The 22,418-nt window shown below is 37.0% G+C and carries 26 protein-coding genes and 1 pseudogene; 24 read left to right on the forward strand and 3 right to left on the reverse strand.

The features are described 5' to 3' along the window. Positions 1 to 97: 97 nt before the first annotated feature. Positions 98 to 418, reverse strand: coding sequence for a hypothetical protein (locus J4P91_RS26510; protein WP_207996465.1), 321 nt, complete (start codon positions 416 to 418; stop codon positions 98 to 100). 11 nt (positions 419 to 429) lie between these two features. Beyond that, entirely contained in the window at positions 430 to 978 is a 549-nt protein-coding gene (locus J4P91_RS26515; RefSeq protein WP_207996466.1) for a GNAT family N-acetyltransferase, read from the reverse strand. Positions 979 to 1,173: 195 nt separating this feature from the next. Between J4P91_RS26515 and J4P91_RS26520 the strand changes: the two genes are divergently transcribed. The 9 genes and pseudogenes from J4P91_RS26520 (at position 1,174) to J4P91_RS26560 (ending at position 6,679) form a co-directional block, all read left to right on the forward strand. Then, complete coding sequence (locus tag J4P91_RS26520; RefSeq protein ID WP_017150874.1) at positions 1,174 to 1,455, forward strand: YqhV family protein; 282 nt, start codon at positions 1,174 to 1,176, stop codon at positions 1,453 to 1,455. A gap of 27 nt (positions 1,456 to 1,482) precedes the next feature. After that, positions 1,483 to 2,409 (forward strand): stage III sporulation protein AA, encoded by a 927-nt coding sequence (gene spoIIIAA, locus J4P91_RS26525; RefSeq protein ID WP_207996467.1) that lies wholly within the window; start codon positions 1,483 to 1,485, stop codon positions 2,407 to 2,409. After that, positions 2,403 to 2,918, forward strand: coding sequence for a stage III sporulation protein SpoIIIAB (spoIIIAB, locus tag J4P91_RS26530; RefSeq protein WP_207996468.1), 516 nt, complete (start codon positions 2,403 to 2,405; stop codon positions 2,916 to 2,918). The genes spoIIIAA and spoIIIAB overlap by 7 nt, the downstream gene beginning before the upstream one ends. 14 nt (positions 2,919 to 2,932) lie before the next feature. Further along, entirely contained in the window at positions 2,933 to 3,136 is a 204-nt protein-coding gene (gene spoIIIAC / locus J4P91_RS26535; protein ID WP_000020914.1) for a stage III sporulation protein AC, read from the forward strand. 23 nt (positions 3,137 to 3,159) lie between these two features. Next, positions 3,160 to 3,543, forward strand: coding sequence for a stage III sporulation protein AD (spoIIIAD, locus tag J4P91_RS26540; protein ID WP_017150877.1), 384 nt, complete (start codon positions 3,160 to 3,162; stop codon positions 3,541 to 3,543). 10 nt (positions 3,544 to 3,553) lie between these two features. Then, positions 3,554 to 4,726: a stage III sporulation protein AE gene (gene spoIIIAE, locus J4P91_RS26545; protein ID WP_207996469.1), complete on the forward strand. Its 1,173-nt coding sequence runs from the start codon at positions 3,554 to 3,556 to the stop codon at positions 4,724 to 4,726. A 12-nt stretch (positions 4,727 to 4,738) separates the two neighbouring features. Next, positions 4,739 to 5,370, forward strand: a pseudogene (gene spoIIIAF / locus J4P91_RS26550) (stage III sporulation protein AF). Next, complete coding sequence (spoIIIAG, locus tag J4P91_RS26555; RefSeq protein ID WP_207996470.1) at positions 5,360 to 6,025, forward strand: stage III sporulation protein AG; 666 nt, start codon at positions 5,360 to 5,362, stop codon at positions 6,023 to 6,025. The pseudogene spoIIIAF and the gene spoIIIAG overlap by 11 nt, the downstream one beginning before the upstream one ends. A gap of 12 nt (positions 6,026 to 6,037) precedes the next feature. After that, on the forward strand, positions 6,038 to 6,679 hold the full coding sequence (locus J4P91_RS26560; RefSeq protein WP_207996471.1) for a SpoIIIAH-like family protein: 642 nt from the start codon (positions 6,038 to 6,040) through the stop codon (positions 6,677 to 6,679). Between the two features lie 73 nt (positions 6,680 to 6,752). On the opposite strand, the gene J4P91_RS26565 is transcribed toward J4P91_RS26560, so the two are convergent. Next, the gene (locus J4P91_RS26565) at positions 6,753 to 6,950 is read right to left on the reverse strand and encodes a DNA recombination protein RecO (protein WP_207996472.1); all 198 of its coding nucleotides are present in this window, start codon (positions 6,948 to 6,950) and stop codon (positions 6,753 to 6,755) included. Between the two features lie 671 nt (positions 6,951 to 7,621). On the opposite strand from J4P91_RS26565, the gene accB reads away from it, so the two are divergent. From accB to spo0A, 15 genes are all read left to right on the forward strand, one after another. Beyond that, positions 7,622 to 8,110, forward strand: coding sequence for an acetyl-CoA carboxylase biotin carboxyl carrier protein (accB, locus tag J4P91_RS26570; RefSeq protein WP_207996473.1), 489 nt, complete (start codon positions 7,622 to 7,624; stop codon positions 8,108 to 8,110). Positions 8,111 to 8,126: 16 nt separating this feature from the next. Continuing rightward, entirely contained in the window at positions 8,127 to 9,479 is a 1,353-nt protein-coding gene (gene accC / locus J4P91_RS26575) for an acetyl-CoA carboxylase biotin carboxylase subunit (protein ID WP_207996474.1), read from the forward strand. A 23-nt stretch (positions 9,480 to 9,502) separates the two neighbouring features. Beyond that, positions 9,503 to 9,895, forward strand: a complete 393-nt coding sequence (locus J4P91_RS26580) for an Asp23/Gls24 family envelope stress response protein (RefSeq protein ID WP_017150885.1) — start codon at positions 9,503 to 9,505, stop codon at positions 9,893 to 9,895. A gap of 346 nt (positions 9,896 to 10,241) precedes the next feature. Further along, entirely contained in the window at positions 10,242 to 10,634 is a 393-nt protein-coding gene (nusB, locus tag J4P91_RS26585) for a N utilization substance protein NusB (protein ID WP_207996475.1), read from the forward strand. 23 nt (positions 10,635 to 10,657) lie between these two features. Next, positions 10,658 to 11,518, forward strand: a complete 861-nt coding sequence (folD, locus tag J4P91_RS26590; protein WP_017150887.1) for a bifunctional methylenetetrahydrofolate dehydrogenase/methenyltetrahydrofolate cyclohydrolase FolD — start codon at positions 10,658 to 10,660, stop codon at positions 11,516 to 11,518. A 26-nt stretch (positions 11,519 to 11,544) separates the two neighbouring features. Continuing rightward, positions 11,545 to 12,903: an exodeoxyribonuclease VII large subunit gene (gene xseA / locus J4P91_RS26595; RefSeq protein WP_207996476.1), complete on the forward strand. Its 1,359-nt coding sequence runs from the start codon at positions 11,545 to 11,547 to the stop codon at positions 12,901 to 12,903. Further along, positions 12,893 to 13,123 (forward strand): exodeoxyribonuclease VII small subunit, encoded by a 231-nt coding sequence (gene xseB, locus J4P91_RS26600; RefSeq protein ID WP_017150889.1) that lies wholly within the window; start codon positions 12,893 to 12,895, stop codon positions 13,121 to 13,123. Before xseA ends, xseB begins: the two co-directional genes overlap by 11 nt. Then, entirely contained in the window at positions 13,123 to 14,016 is an 894-nt protein-coding gene (locus J4P91_RS26605) for a polyprenyl synthetase family protein (RefSeq protein WP_207996477.1), read from the forward strand. Before xseB ends, J4P91_RS26605 begins: the two co-directional genes overlap by 1 nt. Before the next feature lie 17 nt (positions 14,017 to 14,033). Beyond that, a complete protein-coding gene (locus J4P91_RS26610; protein WP_207996478.1) occupies positions 14,034 to 14,261 on the forward strand; it encodes a hypothetical protein in 228 nt (75 codons plus the stop codon). Positions 14,262 to 14,367: 106 nt separating this feature from the next. Further along, positions 14,368 to 16,260: a 1-deoxy-D-xylulose-5-phosphate synthase gene (gene dxs, locus J4P91_RS26615; protein ID WP_207996479.1), complete on the forward strand. Its 1,893-nt coding sequence runs from the start codon at positions 14,368 to 14,370 to the stop codon at positions 16,258 to 16,260. A 3-nt stretch (positions 16,261 to 16,263) separates the two neighbouring features. Further along, positions 16,264 to 17,103 (forward strand): TlyA family RNA methyltransferase, encoded by an 840-nt coding sequence (locus J4P91_RS26620; RefSeq protein WP_207996480.1) that lies wholly within the window; start codon positions 16,264 to 16,266, stop codon positions 17,101 to 17,103. A 142-nt stretch (positions 17,104 to 17,245) separates the two neighbouring features. After that, positions 17,246 to 17,695 (forward strand): arginine repressor ArgR, encoded by a 450-nt coding sequence (argR, locus tag J4P91_RS26625; protein WP_001032579.1) that lies wholly within the window; start codon positions 17,246 to 17,248, stop codon positions 17,693 to 17,695. A 263-nt stretch (positions 17,696 to 17,958) separates the two neighbouring features. Beyond that, positions 17,959 to 19,698 carry a DNA repair protein RecN gene (recN, locus tag J4P91_RS26630; protein ID WP_207996481.1) on the forward strand — a complete coding sequence of 580 codons (1,740 nt, stop codon included), beginning with the start codon at positions 17,959 to 17,961 and terminating at the stop codon, positions 19,696 to 19,698. A 118-nt stretch (positions 19,699 to 19,816) separates the two neighbouring features. Continuing rightward, a complete protein-coding gene (gene spoIVB / locus J4P91_RS26635; protein ID WP_207996482.1) occupies positions 19,817 to 21,118 on the forward strand; it encodes a SpoIVB peptidase in 1,302 nt (433 codons plus the stop codon). Between the two features lie 286 nt (positions 21,119 to 21,404). Continuing rightward, positions 21,405 to 22,199 carry a sporulation transcription factor Spo0A gene (spo0A, locus tag J4P91_RS26640; RefSeq protein WP_207996483.1) on the forward strand — a complete coding sequence of 265 codons (795 nt, stop codon included), beginning with the start codon at positions 21,405 to 21,407 and terminating at the stop codon, positions 22,197 to 22,199. Positions 22,200 to 22,418: the final 219 nt, after the last annotated feature.

Genomic DNA, 22,418 nt, shown 5'->3' on the forward strand with positions numbered 1-22,418 from the left:
TACCTATCCCCTAAAGAATATAAGGAACAGGTAGTTTAGGTGTTTTGATGTGTTTCCCATTTTCAGGGTTCACTTCATCATCATCACGAGTGCTTTTTTATGTGAAATACGGTAGATAATAAATAATAGTTATAATAAGGCTAATGCCCACAAGAGACAGGGTACTTGTTATGTATGGATTTAATGTGATTTGAAATGGTTTTATTTCTCCGGTTTCAACACCCGTTAAGCCTTTGGATACAGCGTGATCCATATTGGCATTACGAGATATGTTCATGATAATTAACCATATAACCGCAAATATAGCTAAACTTCCTAGAAAAAAGGCCTCCATAAATGACCAACCGACCATTTTTGAAAACAGGTAGATTCCAATTACTTCTAATGTGATTGTAATAATAAATTTAATTGCTTTCACTGCAAAACCTCCTAATTATTTAATTCCATCCAATTTAAAAAATTCTCACGAGGTATAACATGCAGTACACAAGGGAATTTGGTTTCTTTTTCTAGTGCGACATGTTCAGCTGGAAATTGTTTTTCTACATGTAGTGAAATATAAGGTAGTTTCTCCTGCGCTTTTTGAGAGCGGATATTAGTAGTTTTGGCACCCGAAAATACGTATGCGAGGTTTAATTCTTCAAATGCAATTCTAAAAATTTCCTTTTTAGCAGCTTCATTGTACCCTTGTCCCCAAAAGGGATAGCCAAGCCAACTCCCGATATGAGATGTCTTTTTTTGGTAATCGATATGTTTGAGGGAGGTAATGCCAATTATCTCTTGTTGTTCATTGACAATTACTCTGGATAGAGATTGTTTTATTCGTTCTTCTTCCATTGCAAAACGAATAAATGCTTTTGTATCTTCGACCGTTTCTACTTTTAGCCCTAGGGCGTCTTTCACATGTGGATCGCTAGATAATGTAAAAATAATGTCTGCATGTTGTAAATCGAGTGGTAATAATGTGACGTGCTTCATAGAAAACCCCCTTTCGTACACTAAATATAACATAAATTAATGGGAATATTCAGATTTTAATTATGGTAATGTGAAAAATTATGTTTTTACTTCTGAAATAGACAACCTCTGCATATGGTTGTACAAATATATGCTTTTTGGAATAAGAATTTTTTAGCTAGCTGAAAAGTAATTGGTAGGGGAGAAGGTGGGAGAATGAAACAGTGGCTGGCGGCAATGGAAACATCCGTGCTTGTCATGGGGTTGCTTCGGTTGTTTTCAGGTAGTGCGGAGATATTCGCCGCTTTGCTTATGCTCTATGTGAATGATGCGAAAAAAGCATTGTTTATAAACGGTATGTTGGCATTTGTTGGACCGACTGTATTGATTCTAACGATGACAATTGGTATTGCGAGCGTTGCAAATGAAATTTCCTTTCTGAAACTTTTTTTTCTAACTCTTGGAATTGGCTGTATTTTTATTGCGGTGCTGAAATAGTAAGTCAATTATAGTGGGGAGAAGCTTATGAAAGAAGTATTAGAAGTTTTACCAAAGCATATGAAACAGTTCATTGAAGGCTGTGAACAATATAGCGTGTTAGAAGAAATTCGGGTTCGGATCGGAAGGCCACTTGAATGTATTGCACATGGAGAAGTGTTCTTTTATGACTATGTCGTTACAGCAGAGGATGCCATCTACTTATTAAATAAGCTGAGTCAATATTCTATTTATACGATGGAAGAGGAGTTGAAACGTGGGTATGTTACTTTGCACGGTGGTCACAGAATTGGTTTAGCTGGAAAAGTAATCACAGAGAAAAGTGCAGTTAAAATGATTCGAGATGTGTCATCATTTAATATTCGGATTGCCCGTCAAAAAATAGGGATAGCCGAGCCACTCCTATCTTATTTGTACGACTCACGTTGGTTAAACACAATGGTAATTGGTCCGCCGCAAACTGGGAAAACAACACTTCTCAGGGATGTGGCACGCTGTATGAGCCAAGGAGTTCGTTCTTATAAAATTCCTTCTTGCAAAGTGGGGATTGTTGATGAGCGCTCAGAAATTGCCGGATGTGTAAAAGGGATTCCGCAATATGAGTTTGGCCCGCGTGTTGACGTACTGGATGCGTGTCCAAAAGCAGAAGGAATGATGATGATGATTCGTTCTATGAGCCCGGATATATTAATAGTGGATGAAATTGGGCGTATGGAAGATAGCGAAGCAATTATGGAGGCAATCCATGCAGGTGTTCAGCTTTTTATAAGTGCTCACGGATTTTCTTTTGATGATGTAATGAAAAGACCATCATTAAAGGCTGTGATGGAGCTTGGTGTGTTTGATCGCTTTATTGAACTATCAAAAGCAAAGGGACCTGGAACCGTTGTTCAAGTGAAGGATGGAGATGGAAAGCCTGTTCAAAGGCGAGGAAAGGTTCAAAGCGTATGGTGAAAATATTTGGTGCGGTGTTAATTGTAGCGGTGAGCACTTTCTTTGGTTTTTCGTATGCAAAAAGATATAGTGAACGCCCTCGTCAACTTAGGCTTTTAAAAGCAGCGCTGCAATCGCTAGAAGCTGAAATTATGTATGGGCATACACCTTTATCAGAAGCGGCAGAGCGTTTAGTAAAACAAATGCCGAAGCCTTTGAACTGGATATTTCAAAGTTTTTCAAAGCGGTTAGAAATCGGTGAGCAAACAGTTAGAGAAGCTTGGCTCGATAGTTTACAAGAAAATTGGAAACTAACTGCATTTAAGCAAACTGAATATGAGATTTTACAACAATTTGGTGAAACGTTAGGACAACATGACCGTGAATCGCAACAAAAGCATATTCGTTTATGTATTACGCATTTAGAAAGAGAAGAGGGTGAAGCGAAAGCGCTACAACTTCAATATGAAAAGATGATAAAGAGTTTGGGTGTATTAGCAGGACTGCTTATCGTAATTTTACTGCTATAGGGGGGAGAAAGGCGATGTCCATCGATGTTGGATTAATATTTCAAATCGCCGGAATCGGCATTGTTTTAGCTTTCATTCATACAGTACTAAAAGAGTTAAAACGGGAGGATATTGCAAACTGGGTTATTCTTGTCGGTTTTGTCGTTATTTTATTTCATGTTGCATTTTTGATTAATACTTTGTTTGACAAGATTAAAAGTGTCTTTCTCTTCCAGTAAAGGGGGCGGTTCGAATCGAGATCTTGCAAATTGTCGGATTGGGCCTCGTCGCGACATTTTTAGCAGCTGTTTTGAATCAACATAAATCTAGTATTACTTCTTTGTTTATTGTGTTCATCGCGAGTGTTATGTTTCTGCTATTAATCGATCAAATCCACTCTATTTTAAGAATGATTGAGAGAGTTGCAAGTGAGGCGAAAGTGAGCAATGTCTATGTAGAGACGCTGCTGAAAATCATTGGAATTGCCTATATTGCCGAGTTTGGAGCGCAAATTACAAAAGATGCTGGTCAAGGAGCGATTGCTTCGAAAATTGAGTTAGCGGGAAAAATTTTAATTCTTGTTATGGCTATTCCTATTTTAACGGTTGTCATTGAAACAATTCTCGGTTTTTTACCTACGGGATAAGGAGGAGTGAATGTTGCGAAGGTTTGGAGCTAAGCTGTTGTTTGCTTGCTTCCTTTTCTTTTCTTTACCAATTGTCGTACAAGCTTCTCCTGTAGAAAAAAACGTCGTAGATCAGCAATTGGATAAACTCGGAATCGAAGATGTGAAGCAGTTTTGGGATGGACTTGTCACAAAATATGGAGGTTATTTACCAGAGAGTCAAAAGGGGAGTTTTATGGAATTTGTAAAAGGCGAAAAGGAATTTTCCATAAAAGAATGGATGATGGGGTTATTAAAATATTTATTTCATGAGCTTGTTGCAAATGGAAAGTTACTCGGAACGCTCATTATGCTCACAATTTTTAGTGCGCTATTACAGTCCTTACAATCAGCTTTTTCAAAGAGTAGCATTAGTAAAATTGCAGATGCAGTTGTATACATGGTGCTAATTATTTTTGCTTTAAATAGTTTTTATGTAGTAATGACGTATGCGCGAGAAACGATTCAAACGATGGTAGATTTCATATTAGCTCTACTTCCTATTCTCCTAGCGCTCATAGCGACAGGAGGCGGGGTTGTATCAGTATCATTCTTCCATCCGATTATCATTTTTTTAATGAATACAAGTGGGCTGCTCATGAACTATATTGTCCTTCCACTCTTATTACTTGCGACCATCTTAAGTATTGTAAGTACAATGAGTGATCAATATAAAGTTACGAAATTGTCCAAGCTCTTGCAAAATGTAAGTGTTGGGATCATTGGTATTTTTTTAACAGTCTTTCTAGGAGTATTATCTGTGCAAGGGACAGCGACAGCAGTCGCTGATGGTATAGCTGTTAAAACAGCGAAGTTTGTAACGGGAAACTTTATTCCTGTGGTAGGCCGGATGTTTACAGAAGCAGCGGATACTGTTATTAGTGCCTCTGGGTTGTTAAAGAATACGGTTGGGATTATCGGGCTTGTTATCTTATGTTTAATCGTTGCTTTTCCAGCGATTCAAATTTTTTGTATCGCGTTTATTTATAAATTCGCAGCAGCAGTACTACAGCCAGTTGGTGGGGGAGCTATTATTAAATGTTTGGATATTATAGGACGAAGTATCATTTATGTATTTGCCTGCTTAGCTATCGTATCCTTTATGTTCTTTTTAAGCATTACCATTATTATTGCTGCAGGGAACATTACCCTCATGATGCGATAGGAGGTGATGGGTATGCAATTTGTTACAGAGTGGATTCGAAATATTATCGTATTTTTGCTCTTAGCGACGATGCTGCATCTTATCCTTCCTAATTCGAATTTACAAAAGTATGTCAAATTTGTTGTGAGCTTATTGTTAGTCGTTTTAATCTTGACGCCGCTATTTAAATTGTTACAAACAGATGTAAATGAAGTGATTGCGAATTTTAATCAAGAAAAATACGTAGCGGATGGATCAATAAAAAATTCAATTGATGAAAAGAAAAAAGAAATACAAGCCCTAACACGTGCATATAGTTTAGAAGAGATGGCTGTCAAAATGAAAAAAGAAGTTGGAAAAGAATTTGAGAAAAAGTATGGCGTGACAGTGTCTGAAATAAAAGTAATCGCAGCAGAAACTAAGGAAGAAGTAAAAACAGAAAAAGATATTCAATCTGTTATTGTGACATTACAAGAAACTGAACCAAAGAAAAATGACGCCATTGAAACAGTAAAACCAATTGAAATTGATACGAAAGAACCACGAGAAACTTCGGAAGAAACAAACATAGAAATGAAACAGTTCTTTTCAAGCAGGTGGCAGCTAGAGGATAAACAAATCCAAGTTCAAATGGAAGGGGGACAGGTAGAGTAAATGGACAATAAAAATAAAAATTCGAGATTCTCATTTTTTCGCAACTTATTAAAAGGGGACGAAGCAGATGATAAGGAGAAGGGAAAAAAGGTAACACCAAAGTTTTTGCTTGTCCTACTTATACTTGGAATGTTGCTTATGTTTTCTAGTAATTTCTTTCAACCGAAAAAAGAAGAAGTGCCTGTATTCAAAGAAAAGACAAGTCAAGATTCAGGAAAAGATGTGCCAACCTTTGGACAAAAGAATAACGATAACATGTCAATTGTAGAAAAATATGAAAAAGCATATGAACAAGAATTGAAATCTTCATTAGAAGATATAACAGGGGTAAAAAATGTATCTATTGAAGTGAACTTAGATTCATCTGAACAAAAAATACTCGAAAGAAATATTGTAAAACGATCACAAACAACAGGTGAAACAGATAAAACAGGAGGCAAAAGGCAAGTTGAAGATGAATCAATTGATGAAAAAACAGTGATTATACGCGAAGGTGATAAAGAAACTCCGATTGTACTGCGAACAGAGAAACCGAAAGTGCGAGGTGTCCTTGTCGTAGCCAAAGGAGTGGATAATATACAAATAAAAGCAATGGTGAAAGAAGCGGTAACACGTATGCTTGATGTACCATCTCACCGCGTAGCGGTACTACCAAAAAAGGGTTAGGGAGGAACTAAAGTGTTAAAAAAACAAACAGTTTGGTTATTAACAATGCTAAGTTTAGTAGTTGTGTTGTCCGTATACTATGTCACAACACCTGAGAAAATGAATACTGCAACACCGACAGCGGGTGAAAAGGTTGGACAAGAAAAGCAAGGTATTGAAAAAGAAGTGACGAAAGAAACAACAAAGGAAACATCGAATAAGGAAGCTACTTCAAAAGAAACATCGAGCAAAGAAACAGAAAAAAAAGATGATAGTAAAAAAGAAACAGGTAAAAAAGAAGGCGATGTAACTATTCAATCAAGTGATGAAAACTTTACAGCACTTCGTTTAAAAATGGAAGATCAACGCAGTGCAGAGAAAGAAAAATTACAAGAGGTTATGAAATCAACAAAATCTTCTGCCGAAGAAATAAGTAAAGCGAAAGATCAATTAAACGCAATCGATAAGATGGAAACAAAGGAAGGATTGCTTGAAACAGTGATTAAATCACAAGGTGGCTACAAAGATGCGCTTGTAAGAGCGGATGGAGAGGATATTAAAGTCACAGTAAAAGCTACGAAGCATTCTCAAAAAGAAGCAAATAAAATTATCCAACTTGTTCGCGCTGAGGCAGGATCCAAAGATGTAGGCGTCAAGTTTGATCCAGTAAAATAAAATATATATCTACCAGTAATTTAAATATGCACTGCAAGTACTACTCGCGAACAGCGGGGGAAATAGAAAAGAGCTATCGTTTTCGATAGCTCTTTTCTATTTCATCTTTTTGAGTGGTTGCAATGTTTTCTATAGGGAAAGGAGAAATGCGCTGAGAGTGAAAAATTAAAGGTTCGTGGTAATGGTGATTGCCTTTTCCGTATTTTATATGAGTGAAGACAACGATGAGCCAGATCAATACAGCTGGTACGAACAAGATGAGCCATATCATATTTCTGCACCTCACTACAAGATATTTTACTTTGAACATACTATTCGTATGTGAAGGAAGGATGAACGGCTTGTAAATAAAAAAATAATATTTGGTAAAATATGTTTTGATAAATCAACAAATAAAGGGATATACATAAAAAGTGAAAAAGCGAAAGGAATTCTTTCTTTTTAGGAGGTAGAGGGGATCCGTCCATGCATAGAAGTGGTCAGATCCTTTTTCTGCCCCGTGCCAAGTTTAAAACAAAGAGAGAAAACGAGAGTGGTTCTCCTTTGTTCTTCATAGCAACGATTTATATGTTGGAAAATCAAAATGCATTTAGGGAGAACAGTAAATCTAAGCTTTCTATTTCATAGTTCTAAAAAAGAAAAAACATGTTTTTTATGAAGTGGTCTTGCCAATTTCGAGTGAAACTTGGTATTATTACTAGGTGATAATTTTTTAGTGAAATAATATTTTTACAGGAATTTCGATTTATCGTAAAGAAATATAAATTGGAATGTTGAAAATATTTATCGTAAGATGAGAGTAGCAAAAGTTTCTATTAGAAAATGTTATAGGAATGATTTCTCTAGTAGAATGAATCGTATCTTTACAGACAACGTAGTTTGCTTTTATATGTTCAGTATCTGTAAGAGCGGGATAAACAAGTGTATGGGAGTGGATTTTACATGTTTAAAATTCAAGAAGTTCGTGAATTAATTAAGTTAATTGATAGCTCTAATATTGATGAATTTGAATACAAAAAAGATGGTACGACAATTAAAATGAAAAAGCGTGGTAATGAAGTCGTTTCAATGCAGACAGCTCCAGTAGTGAAGCAAGCATTACAAACGCAAGCGGTAGAAACGGAAACAGCAGTAGCAGCGGCTCAGGTAGAAGCACCGAAGCAGGAAGAGAAGAAAGTTGTCCAAGATGAGAATTTACATAAAATCACATCACCGATGGTTGGAACATTCTATGCCTCTTCTTCTCCTGATACACCAGCATATGTAAGTGTTGGAGATCGTGTTTCAGAAGGGACAGTTGTTTGTATTGTTGAAGCGATGAAGCTCTTTAATGAAATTGAAGCAGAAGTAAATGGAGAGATTGTTGAAATTCTTGTTAACAACGGACAACTTGTTGAGTATGGACAACCGCTATTTCTTGTAAAAGCGTAATAAGGGAGTCTTTGTGATGATAAAAAAAGTATTGATAGCCAATCGTGGGGAAATTGCTGTACGAATTATTCGTGCTTGTAAAGAGATGAATATTGAAACAGTAGCTATTTATTCAGAAGCGGATAAAGAATCACTTCATGTGCAAATCGCAGATGAAGCGTATTGCGTTGGGCCGACAATGTCGAAAGAAAGCTATTTAAATTTAACAAATATTATAAGCGTTGCAAAATTAACAGGTTGTGATGCAATTCATCCTGGTTATGGATTTTTAGCGGAGAATGCAGATTTTGCAGAACTATGCCGTGAATGTAATTTAATTTTTATTGGTCCTAGCCCAGAAGCAATTTCAAAAATGGGTACAAAAGACGTTGCTCGTGATACAATGAAAGAAGCAGGGGTTCCGATTGTACCAGGTTCACAAGGAATTATAAAAAACACAGAAGAAGCAATAGAACTTGCAAATCAAATTGGATATCCGGTCATTATTAAAGCAACTGCGGGTGGCGGCGGAAAAGGCATCCGTGTTGCTCGTGATGAAGAGGCGCTTGTAAAAGGGATTCAAATTACACAGCAAGAAGCTAGTACCGCTTTTGGAAACCCTGGTGTATACTTAGAAAAGTACGTTGAAGATTTCCGCCATGTTGAGATTCAAATAATGGCAGATACACATGGCAATGCGATTCATTTAGGAGAGCGTGATTGTACAATTCAGCGCCGTTTGCAAAAACTATTAGAAGAAAGTCCTTCGCCTGCACTTGATGCCAACATTCGTAAGCAAATGGGTGAAGCGGCAGTAAAAGCAGCGGTAGCGGTTGATTATACAGGTGCTGGTACGGTTGAGTTTATTTATGAATATAAAACGAAAAGCTTTTACTTTATGGAAATGAACACGCGAATTCAAGTAGAACATCCGGTTACAGAGCTAGTAACGGGGGTGGATTTAATTAAAGAACAGATTCGCGTTGCTTCTGGAGAAACGCTATCGTTACAGCAAGAAGAAGTACAATTTAACGGTTGGGCAATAGAATGTCGAATTAATGCGGAAAACCCTGCCAAAAACTTTATGCCATCTCCAGGGAAGGTAGAAATGTATTTACCACCAGGAGGATTTGGTATTCGCGTCGATTCAGCTGTTTATCCTGGATATTCAATTCCACCTTTTTATGATTCAATGATTGCAAAATTAATTGTTCACGGGAAAACACGTGAAGAAGCAATTGCAAAAATGAAGCGAGCGCTTAGTGAATTTGTCATTGAAGGCGTACATACGACAATCCCGTTCCATTTACAATTGCTAGATCATCCTGATTTTATAAAAGGGGAATTTAATACGAAATTTTTGGAAGAGCATGAACTTGTGACGCAGTGATACATTTAAAGGAGGTTTTTTTCATGGCTGAACATATGTTAGATATGGGTCAAGATACAACCCTTGGAAAAGTAGAAATTGCACCAGAAGTAATTGAGGTAATTGCAGGCATCGCTGCTGCTGAAGTAGATGGTGTAGCGGCAATGCGTGGTAACTTTGCTACAGATGTTGTTGAGAAGTTAGGAAAGAAAAATCACGGTAAAGGCGTGAAGGTTGAATTAGTAAACGACGATATTATCGTTGACGTTTATGTTGTCATGTATTTTGGTGTAGCAATCCCAGTTGTTGCACAAAAAATTCAAGATAATATTCGCCAAGCACTCTTTACAATGACGGGTCTTGAGCCGAAAGAAGTGAATGTTCACATCGTTGGCGTAACATTCGAAACGCAAAAAACAGAAATCGAGCCAGTGTAAGAATGAGAAGGTGCCTTGTCAAATGGGCACCTTTTTTCTCGTTTCATCTCTTCACGCACAACACCCTCTAATTATTATACTATTTTAAAAAATGCGAAATATAAAAAGAAAATGATGCGTTTTTCCAAAAAACGTACATTGTGATAGGATATGGAACTTGAAGTTAATCTTTTTATTATTTTTCAGCCTTGTAACTCGTGTATGAAACGATAAATTGTGTTATTATCATTGTATTATAAGGTTGCAAAATCAATGAAAACTGTAAGAGTAAGTAAATTGACGGCTTATAAATTATAATAATATAACAAAACATAAGGAAAGACTTGAAGTATAAAGGAGAGTTACAATGAAACGTAGGACGGCTAGAGAAAGAGCCATGCAAGCATTATACCAAATGGATATTACTGGAGAATTAGAGCCGAAAGTAGCGGTGGAAAATACGCTAGAAGAAGGCGAAGAAACAAATGAGTTTTTAGAATCACTTGTTGTTGGTTTTGTAGAGAATAAAGAAGCAATTGATGAAGCAATTCGTCAAAATTTAAAGAAGTGGAAATTAGAACGTATTAGTATTGTGGACCGCAGTATTTTACGTCTAGCTGTGTATGAAATGAAGTATATGGAAGAAATTCCACACAATGTAACAATTAACGAAGCAATTGAAATTGCAAAAACATTTGGGGATGAGGAATCTCGTCGTTTTATAAACGGCGTTTTATCTAATATAAAAAACACACTGTAATTTCTTTAAGGGGGAATCTTAAAATGGTAGCAGTAATCATCAAAGGAAATGAAGTTGCGGAGAAAAAACGAGCACAATTAAAAGAAGAAGTTGTGAAGTTGAAAGAGCAAGGGATTGTACCAGGATTAGCAGTTATTTTAGTTGGAGAAGATCCAGCATCTCGTTCTTATGTAAAAGGAAAAGAAAAGGGCTGTGAACAAGTTGGAATTTATTCAGAGTTAATTGAGTTTCCAGATACAATTACAGAAGAGCGTTTGTTAGCTGAAATCGATCGCTTAAATGAGGATGACCGTATTAATGGAATATTAGTACAATTGCCTTTACCGAAACATATTGAAGAGAAAGCTATCATTGAAAGAATTTCACCTGAAAAGGACGTAGATGGATTCCATCCAATCAGCGTTGGCCGTATGATGACGGGACAAGATACATTTCTTCCGTGTACACCGCATGGCATTGTGGAATTAGTAAAAGAAACAAATCTTGATATTTCAGGAAAACATGTTGTTGTAATTGGAAGAAGTAATATTGTTGGAAAACCAGTGGGACAGCTATTTTTAAATGAAAATGCGACTGTAACATACTGTCACTCCAAAACGAAAAATATAAAAGAATTATCAAAGTTAGCTGATATTTTAATTGTAGCAGTTGGAAGACCAAAAATGGTAACAGCTGACTATATAAAAGAAGGCGCAGTTGTAATTGATGTTGGTGTCAATCGTCTAGAGACAGGAAAACTATGCGGTGATGTTGACTTTGATAATGTACTAGATATCGCAGGTTATATTACACCAGTACCAAAAGGAGTCGGTCCAATGACAATTACAATGCTCCTTCATAATACAGTTGAATCTGCAAAACGTGCAGGGGTTGCTTGTAAATAATTTGAATCGGCTATGAGGAGAGAGAAATGGAAAAGCAATATTTAACCGTTACAGCATTAACACGCTATATCAAAACAAAAATAGAGTATGACCCGCATTTGCAGTCTGTTTGGTTAAAAGGAGAAATTTCAAACTTTAAATATCATAGCCGTGGCCATATGTATTTCACATTAAAGGATGAAAATGCAAGGATAGCAGCGGTTATGTTTGCGGGGCATAATCGTAATATAAAGTTTAGGCCAGAAGATGGAATGAAGGTGCTTGTAAAAGGGAAAATCTCTGTCTATGAAGCAAGTGGTTCATACCAAATTTATGTTCATGACATGCAGCCTGATGGAATTGGTAATCTTCACTTAGCTTATGAGCAATTAAAGGTTAGACTAGAAGAAGAAGGATTGTTTTCTCAAGTATATAAACAGCCAATTCCTGCATATGCAAAAACAATTGGTGTTATTACATCACCAACGGGAGCGGCGATTCGTGATATTATAACGACGATTAAACGCCGTTATCCAATTGGGAATGTTATTGTATTTCCGGTACTTGTACAAGGGGAGTCTGCGGCTCCCTCAATTGTACAAGCGATTCAAACAGCGAATGAGATGAAGGATATAGATGTATTAATTGTCGGTCGTGGAGGCGGTTCTATTGAAGAGCTATGGGCCTTTAATGAAGAAATGGTTGCGCGAGCGATTTTTGCAAGTGAAATCCCAATCATCTCAGCAGTTGGACATGAAACAGACTTTACAATTGCTGATTTTGTAGCAGATTTACGTGCACCAACTCCAACGGCAGCAGCAGAACTTGCAGCACCAAATATACTTGAATTACAGGAGAAAGTGTTACAACGAACCCTTCGTCTGCAAAGAGCAATGCGAGAGATGTTACATAAAAAGCAAGAACAATTGCAAACACTTCAAAAATCGTATGCGTTTCGTTATCCAAAGCAAGTGTATGAGCAAAAAGAAGAGCAGTTAGATCGTACTCTTGAACAGTTAGTTTTAGCGAAAGAGCGTTATATAGAGAAAAAGAAAAATCAGTTAAAACAGCTCTCATTTTATTTGGAGAAGCATCATCCCTCTCAAAAGATTTTGCAAACAAAGACAAGGGCAGAAACGTTGCAAAGGCAATTGCAACGTGAAATGCAAACATTACTGCAAACGAAAGAATTTTCGTTTATGAGGGTGGCTCAGAAACTAGAAGCATTAAGTCCACTTAAAGTAATGATGAGAGGATATGGGCTCGTATATAGAGAGAAGACGCAAGTGTTAAAAAGTGTAAAAGATGTCAGCCTTGGTGATGTTGTTTCAGTACAATTACAAGATGGAGTGTTAGATTGTAACGTATCGGGCATAGAGGAGCGTGAATTGGACAATGGAAAATAAATTAAGCTTTGAAGAAGCAATTTCTCAGCTTGAACATCTTGTTTCTAAGCTCGAACAAGGCGATGTTCCTTTAGAAGAAGCGATTTCATATTTTAAAGAGGGTATGGAATTATCTAAGTTATGTGATGAGAAATTGAAAGATGTACAAGAACAAATGGCAGTTATCCTTGGAGAAGATGGAGAACTTAGACCATTTACTGCTGTAGGAGATGAAGCATAGTGGCATATGTAGCTTTTGATGCTTTTGTGAAAGAGAGTAAAACTTTCGTCGAGGAGCAGCTTGTACGCTATGCAAATCAATTACAATGTTCAAATGTACTTCGTGAAGCGATGACATACTCATTGGAAGCGGGCGGAAAACGCCTCCGTCCGTTACTTTTATTTGCAACGTTGCAAGCGTTTGAAAAGGAAAGAGAACTAGGCATAGGAGCAGCTTGTGCTCTTGAAATGATTCATACGTATTCATTAATACATGATGACTTACCATGTATGGATGACGATGATTTAAGACGAGGAAAACCAACAAACCATAAAGTATTTGGTGAAGCAATGGCCGTTTTAGCAGGAGATGGATTGTTAACATATGCTTTCCAAGTAGTGACAGCGTACGATCACCAAGACGTTTCTACAGAAACAAAGCTAAGACTTGCGCTTGAACTTGCAAAAGCAGCTGGACCAGAGGGAATGGTTGCTGGACAGGTAGCGGATATGGAAGCGGAAGGAAAGCAGCTAGGGGCTAGTGAATTAGAATATATTCATAAACATAAAACAGGGCGTTTATTAGAATACGCCGTGCTTGCAGGAGCTATACTTGCAGGAGCAACGCCAGAGCAAGAGAAAAAACTACTTGCGTTTGCAAAATATATTGGGCTGGCTTTCCAGATTCGAGATGATATTTTAGATGTAGAAGGTACAGAAGAGGAAATTGGAAAACCAATTGGTAGTGATGCTTCCAATGAAAAAAGTACATATACGACGTTATTTACTATAGATGAGGCAAAATGTATCTTAGAAGAAACAATTGTCAAAGCGAAAGATGCGATAGCATCTTTACAATTACAAGATGAGTATTTATTATCAATTTGTGATTTAATCGCAAAGCGTAATAACTAATGTAAGAGCGTTTTCATTTGTTGAGTCATTTATCAATTTGTGATATAAATGTAGAAAAAGGTTTTTCTTTTATTGTTATTGGCAAAAATATATCTAGATTACGTTGCCGTTATCACTTTGTGTTAGCGGCTCTTTTTTCATCGGATAGAGAAGCTATGATTCACGTAGGCTTCTTACTTGAATGGGATATTTCGTTTTCTAACAACATAGAGGAAGATGACGAATTGTCTGTTCAAGCAGGATAGAATAAAGTGTAATAGGAAAGATATTGAAGAATTTCTTGTGTTGTTCAAATATTTTTTATAGTATTTGACATGTTGACAGATTATGAAACGAAAGTGAGTGATCCATGTGGATCTAACGCAAATTCAAAACCCTAGTTTTTTGAAAGATATGTCTATCAGCGAACTAGAGGCATTGAGTGAGGATATTCGGAAGTTTTTAATTGAAGAGCTCTCTCAAACGGGTGGACATATTGCTCCTAACTTAGGTGTAGTAGAACTCACAATTGCTCTGCATAAATTATTTGATAGTCCGAAAGATAAATTTTTATGGGATGTAGGACATCAATCCTATGTGCATAAAATTTTAACAGGGCGTGCAAAAGAGTTTGGCACATTAAGACAATATAAAGGTCTATGTGGTTTCCCAAAACGTTGCGAGAGTGAGCATGATGTATGGGAAACAGGTCATAGTTCGACTTCATTATCTGCTGCAATGGGAATGGCTTTAGCACGCGATTTAAAGAAAACGAAAGAGTGCATTATACCAATTATTGGGGATGGCGCTTTGACTGGCGGAATGGCTTTAGAAGCGTTAAACCATATTGGCCATGAGAAAACAGATATGATTGTTATCTTAAATGATAATGAAATGTCGATTGCTCCGAATGTTGGGGCTCTTCATAACGTTCTTGGTCGCCTGCGTACTGCTGGAAAATACCAATGGGTGAAAGATGAACTAGAGTATTTACTCAAGAAAATCCCAGCAGTTGGTGGAAAAGTTGCAGCAACCGCAGAAAAAGTAAAAGATAGCTTAAAATATTTACTTGTATCAGGTGTCTTTTTTGAAGAATTAGGGTTTACATATTTAGGTCCTGTTGATGGGCATAGTTATGAAAACTTATTTGAAACGCTTCAATATGCAAAGAAAACAAAAGGCCCGGTACTTGTTCATGTGATTACGAAAAAAGGAAAAGGCTATAAGCCAGCAGAGAGCGATGTGATTGGAACTTGGCATGGAACAGGACCATATAAAATCGAATCTGGTGATTTTGTGAAGCCGAAAGAAGTTGCACCGGCATGGAGTGCGGTTGTAAGTGAGACAGTTCGTAAGCTTGCAAGAACGGATGAGCGTATCGTTGCGGTTACACCAGCAATGCCAGTTGGTTCTAAGCTTGAAAAGTTTCATCAAGAATTCCCAGATCGAATGATTGATGTGGGGATTGCTGAGCAACATGCAACGACGATGGCGGCTGGAATGGCAACGCAAGGAATGAAGCCGTTCTTAGCGATTTACTCAACATTTTTACAACGTGCATATGACCAAGTTGTTCATGATATATGCCGTCAAAATTTAAATGTCTTCATTGGAATTGACCGTGCTGGATTGGTTGGAGCAGATGGTGAAACGCATCAAGGTGTATTTGATATCGCGTTTTTACGTCACTTGCCAAATATCGTCCTTATGATGCCGAAAGATGAAAATGAAGGTCAGCATTTAGTGTATACGGCAATGCAATATGAAGATGGTCCAATTGCTCTGCGTTATCCGCGTGGAAATGGACTTGGTGTTCAAATGGATGAAGAACTCAAAGCTATTCCAATTGGTACATGGGAAACCTTGAAAGAAGGTACGCAAGCTGCAATCTTAACGTTTGGTACAACGATTCCGATGGCAATGGAAGCGGCGGATCGTCTCGAAAAGGCTGGAGTTTCAGTGAAAGTCGTGAATGCTCGTTTTATTAAGCCGATGGATGAAACATATTTACATGAACTCCTAGGTAAGAATATGCCGATTTTAACAATTGAAGAAGCTTGTTTAATCGGTGGGTTTGGTACAGGTGTAGTAGAATTTGCTACTGAGCATGGATATCACAGTACTTTAATTGAACGAATGGGAATTCCGGATCATTTCATTGAACACGGTAGTGTTACAAAGTTGTTAGAAGAAATTGGTTTAACGACAGATGCTGTTGTGGACCGTATCCATACAATGATTCCATCAAAACAAAAAAGGGCGTAACAAATGAGTGTGAAAAAAGAAAGAGTAGATGTACTATTAGTAGAACGAGGGCTTATAGAAACACGTGAAAAGGCAAAACGTGCTGTTATGGCGGGACTTGTATATGCAAATGAAATGAGACTCGATAAGCCAGGGGAAAAAATTCCACAAGATACACCGATTACGGTAAAAGGACAAGTTATGCCATATGTGAGCCGTGGCGGTTATAAGTTAGAGAAGGCATTAGAGACTTTTCAACTTGATTTACAAGATAAAATTATGTTAGACATTGGTTCATCAACTGGTGGTTTTACAGATTGCGCGCTGCAAAATGGTGCAAAGCTATCTTACGCTTTAGATGTAGGTTACAATCAACTTGCTTGGAAGCTTCGTCAAGATGAGCGTGTTGTTGTTATGGAACGAACGAATTTTCGTTATGTAACACCAGCTGATTTAGAGCGTGGCTTGCCGCAGTTTGCTAGCATTGATGTTTCGTTTATATCATTAAAATTAATTCTTCCGGTCTTAAAAACGATATTGACTCCAAATGGTGATGTTGCGGCTTTAATTAAACCACAATTTGAAGCCGGAAGAGAGCAGGTCGGGAAGAAGGGCATCGTTCGGGATCGTAAAGTTCATGAGGCTGTCGTAGAAATGATTGTTGATTTCGCAATACAAGAAGGATATGATGTTGAAAACTTAACATTCTCTCCAATTACAGGTGGAGACGGAAATATTGAGTTTTTAATTCATTTAAAATGGCATGGTGAGCGTGAGAGTGGTGAAAATCATTCTCTAGTTTCTGTAGAGCAAGTTGTAACAGAAGCTCACGAGGTCTTAAAGCAAAAAGGGAAAGGGGAATAACTGTTGTTGTTCCTCTTTTTGTTGGAATTGTATAATGATTGTAAAAACAATTATGTACAAGTAAACGATTATAAGTTAACATAAATAAGTGAAGTATACCAATGTTTAAACTATGGTAAGAGATAGTGTGAGGTGCAAATGTATGAATAAAGGTCAGCGCCATATTAAAATCAGAGAAATTATCGCGAATAAAGAAATTGAAACACAAGATGAACTAGTTGATATTTTACGTAATGAAGGTTTTAATGTAACGCAAGCAACTGTATCACGGGACATTAAAGAGTTGCACTTAGTAAAAGTGCCATTACATGATGGTCGCTATAAATATAGCTTACCAGCAGATCAACGATTTAACCCGTTGCAAAAATTAAAACGCAATCTAGTCGATTCGTTTGTAAAGTTAGACACAGCAGGACATATGCTTGTGTTAAAAACATTACCAGGTAACGCACACGCGCTGGGAGCACTTATTGATCATTTGGAATGGGATGAGATTATTGGAACCATTTGTGGTGATGATACTTGCTTAATCATTTGCCGTACGCCTGAAGATACAGGTGTTGTATCAGATCGTTTCTTAAATATGCTGTAACAAAAAGAATCTTGTTTACTTTTTTGCTAAAAGCAGAAAGTAAACAAGATATTTTTTATTATAGGAAAATAGATGAATGTAAAGTGAAATATAGTGTTTTTTAGAATCAAGTTAGGAAATCGATGGATTGACCCGTAAAACAAATGTTTGGTACAATGGAGCGGGCTAGAAGAGTAAATGCTACATACAATAACTACTTGAGTGAAAAGTGCTCAGCGAAAGCCCTTAGTAGGGGATTAGTTTATAACGAGGTGAATGGGGCATTGTTATCGGAATTATCGATTAGAAACTTTGCTATTATTGAGTCATTAAATATTTCTTTTCAAAAAGGTTTAACAGTTTTAAGTGGTGAAACAGGTGCCGGAAAATCAATTATTATTGATGCAATCAGCTTACTTGTTGGTGGCCGTGGTTCAGCAGAGTTTGTTAGATACGGAACAGAGAAAGCTGAAATTGAAGGTTTATTTTATATAGAGGATAGTAAACATCCATGTATTGCGAAGGCTGAAGAGCTGGACATTGAAATTGAAGATGGGATGATCATTTTAAAACGTGACATCGCTGCGAATGGAAAAAGTGTGTGCCGTGTAAATGGTAAGCTTGTCACATTGAGTATATTAAAAGAAATTGGAAAAACACTTGTCGATATTCATGGGCAACATGAAACCCAAGATTTGATGAATGAGGAACGCCATTTGTTTATGCTCGATCATTTCGACGGAGATCGTATCGTGAACCAATTAGAAATATATCAAGATGTATACGGTGAGTATGAGCAGTTAAAAAAGCAACTTAAATCTTTAACAGAGAATGAGCAACAGATGGCACATCGGTTAGATTTAATTCAATTCCAGCACGAAGAAATTCGGAAAGCAGATTTGAAAGCTGATGAAGAAAATGAATTGACGGAAGAGAGATTAAAAATCTCCAATTTCGAAAAAATTTATAAAGCGCTTGGTGATGCATACCGTTCATTAAGCGAAGATGGTAGTGGACTTGACCATGTACGAAATGCAATGGGACAAATGGAGAGCATTACGCACTTAGATGAGGCGTATCAAGAGAATCATGATTCGATTGCTAATAGCTACTACTTATTAGAAGAGGTTGCTTATCAGCTTCGGGAAAAGTTAGATATGATGGAATATGATCCGAACCGTTTAGACGAAATTGAAACGCGTTTAAATGAAATTCGTATGCTAAAGAGAAAATATGGAAATAATGTAGAAGAGATTTTAGCGTATGCTGATAAAATAGAGCAAGAAATTTTTACAATTGAAAATAAAGATGTGCATATTGAAACGACGAAAAAGAAATTAAAAGAATTAGAAAGCGTGATTTTGAAGGAAGCAAGGATATTGAGTAATATGCGTCATCAGCTGGCAGATCATCTTACGGATGCAATCCACCAAGAATTAAAAGAACTGTATATGGAAAAAACAAAATTTGAAGTGAGGATTGCGAAAAGAGAAGGAATTATTGATGATCCGCTTGTAGATGGGGCGCCAGTGAAACTTACGGCAGATGGATACGATCATGTGGAATTTTATATTTCAACAAATCCAGGTGAACCTTTAAAACCACTTTCAAAAGTAGCTTCTGGTGGAGAATTATCCCGTATTATTTTAGCTCTGAAAAGTATTTTTTCTAAGCATCAAGGTGTTGCATCTGTTATTTTTGATGAAGTAGATACAGGAGTGAGTGGCCGAGTGGCACAAGCGATTGCGGAAAAAATTTATCGTGTATCTGTAAACTCGCAAGTACTTTGTATTACGCACTTACCTCAAGTAGCGTCGATGGCGGATTCGCATTTATTTATCCGTAAACAAGTTGCAAATGATCGGACGATTACATCAGTTACTGTATTAAGTACAGAGGATAAGGTAACGGAGATTGCTCGAATGATTTCTGGCGTGGAAATTACTGATTTAACGACGGAACATGCAAAAGAGTTACTTACGCAAGCACATCGTTTTAAACAGACAGCAGAGGCTATCCAATAATGGATAGCTTTTTTGCTCAAATGATGATTTCTTAATTCTTCCGGTTATAAACAAAGCGTTGCAAGGAGAGATTAAAAGATGAAGTCGTTAGGCTGAATGTGGGGTAGGAGCGAGGAGAGTGAACGAATTGAAATTAGAGCAATTCCGAAAAATAATAGGTCTTTGTCTCCTTGTTTCATTAATTTTTATCGGATGTTTTAAACCGCTTCGCACGTTTATTTCATCCCCAAAGCAACTCGTTATTTTTGAGGGACAACAATCAGAAATAGCATCATTTCCAGTTTTTCAGGCTTCATCGACAAATCATAATGTTTTTACAGTAAGTTCAAATACAGAACAGAAATCTGGACTTGTAGTAAATTCGCACCAAAATGGTGAAGCGGATATGGTTTTTCAACTTGCTGGCTTTCCGGTTAAAAAAGTAAATGTTAAAGTATTAAAAGATTTTAAAGTAATTCCAGGTGGGCAATCAATTGGAGTAAAATTGAATACAAAAGGTGTACTTGTTGTTGGGCATCATTTAATTCGAACAGAGAGAGGGAAAGTATCACCTGGAGAAGTGGCTGGTGTACAAGTTGGGGATATGATTACTGAAATTAATGGGAAAACAATTGAGAGAATGAGCGATGTGGCACCTTTCATTCATGATAGTGGAAAAACAGGTGAACCACTTAACCTTGTCTTATTACGAGATGGTAAGTATATTCGCACAAAACTAACACCAGAAAAAGATAATGGTGAGTCGTCTTATCGAATTGGTTTATATATTCGTGATTCAGCCGCTGGTATTGGAACGATGACCTTTGTTCATACGGATTCCATGAAATATGGAGCGCTTGGTCATGTTATTTCTGATAATGATACGAAAAAGCCAATTCAAGTGGAGGATGGACAGATTGTTCGTTCAACAGTTACTTCCATCGAACGCGGTAGTCATGGAAATCCAGGAGAGAAATTAGCAAGATTTTCACCGGATCGTGAAGTGATTGGTAATATTACAATAAATAGTCCGTTTGGTATTTTTGGCAAGTTAAGTACAGGTATAAAAAATGGCATAATGGATGAAGCAATGCCAATTGCGTTATCACATCAAGTGAAAGAAGGACCAGCGAAAATACTAACAGTTATCGATCAAGATAAAGTAGAGGCATTTGATATTGAAATCGTAAGCACGGTACCACAAAAGTTCCCAGCTACAAAAGGAATGGTTGTAAAAGTTACAGACAAACGCTTGTTGGCCAAAACGGGTGGTATTGTTCAAGGGATGAGTGGTAGTCCGATTGTTCAAAATGGAAAAATGATTGGTGCTGTTACACATGTATTCGTTAATGATCCAACTTCAGGGTATGGTGTCCATATTGAATGGATGCTACATGAAGCAGGAATTAATATTTATGAGCAAGAGAAAAAGGCAAGCTGACTAGCATCAGCTTGCTTTTTTGTTGAGAAATTCGTTGAAATTTTGTAAAAGCTCCGCAAGAGCTGTTTTTTGTTGTAAAATAAAAGAAATGAGTGAACGTTTCGTTGTAAACCTATGATGGAATGTGTAAAGAAAGAAAGTAAATGAACGATAAACATATTTTTTTGTGATTTTATCGGAAATTAAGAAACTTTAAAAGGGAAATTTCACACAATTGTCGAACAATTCATGTAGCCTAGAAGCTTACACATGTCGGGAGAATCGATTCGGTAAGGGAGGAAAAGCTGTGGAGAAAATTAAAGTGTGTCTTGTGGATGATAATAAGGAACTAGTATCAATGCTAGAAAGTTATGTTGCTGCTCAAGACGATATGGAAGTGATTGGAATCGCTTATAATGGTCAGGAGTGTTTAAATTTACTGAAAGAGAAACAACCAGATGTACTCGTTTTAGATATTATTATGCCTCATCTAGATGGTCTAGCGGTACTAGAGAAAATGCGACATATTGAACGACTAAAGCAGCCCAATGTTATCATGTTAACAGCATTTGGACAAGAAGATGTAACGAAAAAAGCAGTTGATTTAGGTGCTTCTTATTTCATCTTAAAGCCATTTGATATGGAAAATTTAACGAGTCATATTCGTCAAGTGAGCGGTAAAGCGAATACTACAATTAAACGTCCACTACCATCTTTTCGATCTGCAACAACAGTAGATGGAAAACCGAAGAATCTAGATGCGAGTATTACAAGCATTATTCACGAAATTGGTGTACCAGCTCATATTAAAGGATACATGTATTTGCGAGAGGCAATATCTATGGTATATAACGATATCGAGCTCCTTGGCTCTATTACAAAAGTTTTATATCCGGATATTGCGAAAAAATATAATACGACAGCAAGCCGTGTGGAACGTGCAATTCGTCATGCGATTGAAGTAGCGTGGAGTCGTGGGAATATTGATTCAATCTCGTCCTTATTTGGTTATACTGTATCGATGTCAAAAGCAAAACCTACGAATTCAGAATTTATCGCAATGGTTGCGGATAAGCTGAGACTTGAACATAAAGCTTCGTAAACGCTGTAGTATCAAGGTGTTAAGCGTATTTCATAACAAAATTTAATAACCAACGAATTACGTATGTAGGCAATAAAGTACATAGGTAATTGGCGGTTAATTTTAAACCTTTTATTTATTGGATTGAAGAGTTTAGTCTAATATGAAGTGAACCCAAAAAGTTAGACAAATATTCTAAGCAGCTAATAAGGATTGGATTCTGTATTCCACAGGGCTCAA

It is taken from the genome of Bacillus sp. XF8, from assembly GCF_017498755.1.
In the GTDB taxonomy this organism is placed as follows: domain Bacteria; phylum Bacillota; class Bacilli; order Bacillales; family Bacillaceae_G; genus Bacillus_A; species Bacillus_A bingmayongensis.

Bases quoted from the DNA above. Each gene is read 5' to 3' on its own strand.
- folD (WP_017150887.1), top strand. From the start codon at position 10,658: ATGGTAGCAGTAATCATCAAAGGAAATGAAGTTGCGGAGAAAAAACGA.
- J4P91_RS26520 (WP_017150874.1), top strand. From the start codon at position 1,174: ATGAAACAGTGGCTGGCGGCAATGGAAACATCCGTGCTTGTCATGGGG.
- J4P91_RS26620 (WP_207996480.1), top strand. From the start codon at position 16,264: ATGAGTGTGAAAAAAGAAAGAGTAGATGTACTATTAGTAGAACGAGGG.
- J4P91_RS26515 (WP_207996466.1), bottom strand. From the start codon at position 978: ATGAAGCACGTCACATTATTACCACTCGATTTACAACATGCAGACATT.
- spoIIIAB (WP_207996468.1), top strand. From the start codon at position 2,403: ATGGTGAAAATATTTGGTGCGGTGTTAATTGTAGCGGTGAGCACTTTC.
- accC (WP_207996474.1), top strand. From the start codon at position 8,127: ATGATAAAAAAAGTATTGATAGCCAATCGTGGGGAAATTGCTGTACGA.
- argR (WP_001032579.1), top strand. From the start codon at position 17,246: ATGAATAAAGGTCAGCGCCATATTAAAATCAGAGAAATTATCGCGAAT.
- xseA (WP_207996476.1), top strand. From the start codon at position 11,545: ATGGAAAAGCAATATTTAACCGTTACAGCATTAACACGCTATATCAAA.
- xseB (WP_017150889.1), top strand. From the start codon at position 12,893: ATGGAAAATAAATTAAGCTTTGAAGAAGCAATTTCTCAGCTTGAACAT.
- spoIIIAC (WP_000020914.1), top strand. From the start codon at position 2,933: ATGTCCATCGATGTTGGATTAATATTTCAAATCGCCGGAATCGGCATT.
- spoIIIAE (WP_207996469.1), top strand. From the start codon at position 3,554: ATGTTGCGAAGGTTTGGAGCTAAGCTGTTGTTTGCTTGCTTCCTTTTC.
- spoIIIAA (WP_207996467.1), top strand. From the start codon at position 1,483: ATGAAAGAAGTATTAGAAGTTTTACCAAAGCATATGAAACAGTTCATT.
- spoIIIAG (WP_207996470.1), top strand. From the start codon at position 5,360: ATGGACAATAAAAATAAAAATTCGAGATTCTCATTTTTTCGCAACTTA.
- accB (WP_207996473.1), top strand. From the start codon at position 7,622: ATGTTTAAAATTCAAGAAGTTCGTGAATTAATTAAGTTAATTGATAGC.
- J4P91_RS26580 (WP_017150885.1), top strand. From the start codon at position 9,503: ATGGCTGAACATATGTTAGATATGGGTCAAGATACAACCCTTGGAAAA.
- J4P91_RS26565 (WP_207996472.1), bottom strand. From the start codon at position 6,950: ATGATATGGCTCATCTTGTTCGTACCAGCTGTATTGATCTGGCTCATC.
- nusB (WP_207996475.1), top strand. From the start codon at position 10,242: ATGAAACGTAGGACGGCTAGAGAAAGAGCCATGCAAGCATTATACCAA.